Below are 2,781 nucleotides of genomic sequence, written 5' to 3'. Positions count from 1 at the left end.
CTTCCAGACTTCCGGCGGCGGTTCCAGGCGCGTACGAACGCCTCCTGGACGACGTCCTGCGCCTCCCCGTGGTCCCCGGTGAACGCCGTGAGCTGGCCGGTCAGCCGGGGGAACGCGGTCGCGTAGAACGCGTCGAACTCGTCCTCGGTCATGCCGCCGCCGGAAGTCTGGAAGTGCCGTGCAACCTGACCGTCCTCGCCGTGCGTACAGGTCCCGTAGGTCGCGTACATCGAAACACAACCCAAGTGGAAGACGGCGCACGCCAGTTCGCGGCTCCCTGTCCAGCCCTCATTCGAGAAGGAATCGAACGATGAACAGGCACCTCGTGCCGAAGTCCCGTGTTTTCAGCCTCCGTTGGTACGCCGGGCTCTTCGCCGTTGCCCTCTCCCTCGCGATGGCCCTCGTCAGCGCCTCCCCCGCGTCCGCAGCCATCGGCACCAACCTGCTGCGCAACTGGGAGACCGGGCGCTGCCTCGACAGCAACGGCAACGGTGACGTCTACACCCTGCCCTGCCAGCCGGGGAACGCCTACCAGACCTGGACCGTCGACTTCTACCGCCACAGCGACTACGACGAAGTCACCATCCGCAACAACGCGACCGGCCGCTGCCTCTACTGGGCCGACACCAGCGCCCGCACCGCCCCCTGCACCTCCTCCGGCGACTGGGGCCACAACCTCAGCATCTGGCGTGCTGTGGGCTCCGGTTGGGACAACGTCCAGCTCACCGACGCGGGCGGCGGCCGGTGCCTCGACAGCAACCGGGCAGGAAACGCCTACCTGTTGGGGTGCAACGGGGGCGGGTTCCAGAGGTGGAAGCTCGGCTTCTGAGCCGGGCTTCCGTCCGGGTGCGGCGGGTCGCAGGGGGTGACCGGCCGCACCCGGGGGTGTGGTTCTACCAGCGCAGGCCGAGTGTCGAGACCCGGTCGAGGAGGAGGGCCGACAGGGTGCGGTGGTCCTGGGCCGAGGGGTGCCAGTCGCAGGCCAGGAGGTCCAAGGGGGCATCGCCGTAGTACCAGTGGTGGACGCGGGGGTCACCCTGGGTATGACGGGTACGGGTGATGCGTTCGACGGTCTCACGGTAGGGGGCGGACACCTGGGTGGAGCTGAGGAGGAGGTGGGGGCGGGGGCCGTAGCGGGCCCGGAGCCGGTCCAGGAAGCCGTGGTAGGCGGTCTCGAACACCGTCACCAGCTCCTCCTGCGTCGTCCAGGGCTCACCCGGGTGGAGCGGGGTGGAGAAGTCGTTGATGCCGAGACCTACGACGATGAGCTGCGGGCGCCAGCTCGGCGGCCGGTGCCAGACGTCGCCGTCGACGTTCAGCAGCGCACGGTCGTAGTACGTCCGGTAGTCCGTGCCGGGGCTCGTACCGGCGTAGTTGCGGACCATGCCCCGGCCCGAGAAGGCGTTGATCTGGTAGTCCGCGTCGAGCGCTCTCGCGGTCAGCGCCCCGAAGGACAGGTCGGCGTTCGTGTTCCGGTCCACGCCCCCGACGGCCGAGCAGTCGCGGACGCCGGAGACATTGCCGTACCCGGCGGTGAAGGAGTCCCCGATGTACTCGATCTGCCGGCGCCGGGCACGCGGCGCGGGCAGGATCGCACCGCCACGCACGGCCACGAACCCCCCGAACTTCCCTACCGCCCAAGGGCTTTCGGTCCGCTTGACAAGCCGCACGCGGTGTACGCCGTCGGCGAGACCGCTGATCCGGGCGGTGGTCCGGCCCGGTGTCACCAGGGTCGTCACGGTCGCGCCGTCGATCTGTACGTCGTAGTCGTTGACGGAGTCGTCGAGCACGACGCCCACTCCGGTCCCTTTGAAGCGGGCCTCGAAGTAGACGCCGGGCCAGGTGAATTGGACGAACCCGTCGGGGCCCGGCGTGGTCCGGCCCACCGTGTGGAACCGGGTCGGGGCGGCGGTGGCCGTCGCGGGGGCGGCGACGGCGGCCACCGCCCCCGCAAGGGTCGCGGCCATCAACGTCCGGCGGGACACGGGGAGTTGGGGCAAAAGGTGTTGGGGCGAGGGGAGTTGAAGCAAGGGGCGTCGGGATCCAGAAGGCATGTGATCGTCCTCGGCTGACGAGTCGGATGCGGGAGCGCTCCCACAGGGGCCTTGTTCAAGGTGACCGCGTCAGATCAAGGCGTCAATGCCCGCGTCGGCCCGCGTGGAGCGGGTCAGCCAGCCAACACCCCCTCGCCGACGAGGACTTGAGCAGCCGCCTCGACGCCCGTCCACACGTGCGCGCGCCAGCCGTGCGCGCGTGCCGACTCGACGTTCACGGGGCGGTCGTCGAAGAAGATCACGTCGGACGGCGGGCGCCCGAAGTGCCGGTCGGCGCTGCGGTAGACCTGGGGGTCCGGTTTCATGAGCCCGAGGTCGGAGGAGAAGACGAGCGTCTCGAACCGCGCGCTCCACGTGGCCCGCCGGACGGCCGCCGCCAGGGACGCGGGCGCGTTGGACAGCACGCCGAGGGGGGTTCCGTGCCGGGCGAGCCGGTCCAGGAGGTCCGCCGAGTCGTCGGCGAGCACGGCCCAGGCGGCGGTGTCGATCCGGTCCAGCCGCTCGATCCACCCGGCGTCGAACGTCCGGCCCAGGGCCTCGCCGATCAGACTCCAGTACCGGGTGGGGGTCCCTCCGAGGTCGTACGGGTCCCGGTGGGCCCAGTAGAGGGCGGCGAACTCCTCCTCGGGGAGGTCCAGCGCCTCGGCGAGTGCGGTGAGGGCCTGCCCGGAGGGGGCCAGGACGCCGCCGAGGTCCCAGACGACGAGGGGGGTGTGCGGGGCTGAGG

4 protein-coding genes are annotated in these 2,781 nt (G+C 70.7%); 1 reads left to right on the top strand and 3 read right to left on the bottom strand.

Going from position 1 to position 2,781, the window contains the following annotated elements:
• Positions 1-230 (bottom strand): sigma factor (locus AOK24_RS51310; protein WP_420876706.1); only part of this gene is annotated, 230 nt, incomplete at its 3' end.
• Positions 231-310: 80 nt separating this feature from the next.
• On the opposite strand from AOK24_RS51310, the gene AOK24_RS30030 reads away from it, so the two are divergent.
• Entirely contained in the window at positions 311-829 is a 519-nt protein-coding gene (locus AOK24_RS30030; RefSeq protein ID WP_055723185.1) for an RICIN domain-containing protein, read from the top strand.
• A 64-nt stretch (positions 830-893) separates the two neighbouring features.
• Here AOK24_RS30030 and AOK24_RS30025 read toward each other — a convergent pair whose 3' ends face one another.
• Positions 894-1,967 carry an SGNH/GDSL hydrolase family protein gene (locus tag AOK24_RS30025; RefSeq protein WP_206191283.1) on the bottom strand — a complete coding sequence of 358 codons (1,074 nt, stop codon included), beginning with the start codon at positions 1,965-1,967 and terminating at the stop codon, positions 894-896.
• A 200-nt stretch (positions 1,968-2,167) separates the two neighbouring features.
• A partial coding sequence (locus AOK24_RS30020) for an HAD family hydrolase (protein WP_055723183.1) occupies positions 2,168-2,781 on the bottom strand: 614 nt, incomplete at its 5' end.

This window comes from Streptomyces niveiscabiei (assembly GCF_001419795.1).
GTDB classification, from domain to species: domain Bacteria; phylum Actinomycetota; class Actinomycetes; order Streptomycetales; family Streptomycetaceae; genus Streptomyces; species Streptomyces niveiscabiei.
Note: the sequence above shows the minus strand (reverse complement) of the source record. Positions and strands in the feature narration are given on the sequence as shown.

What these genes read in the sequence shown, in the direction of transcription:
- AOK24_RS30030 (WP_055723185.1), top strand. Translation starts at nt 311, where the DNA reads ATGAACAGGCACCTCGTGCCGAAGTCCCGTGTTTTCAGCCTCCGTTGG.
- AOK24_RS30025 (WP_206191283.1), bottom strand. Translation starts at nt 1,967, where the DNA reads ATGGCCGCGACCCTTGCGGGGGCGGTGGCCGCCGTCGCCGCCCCCGCG.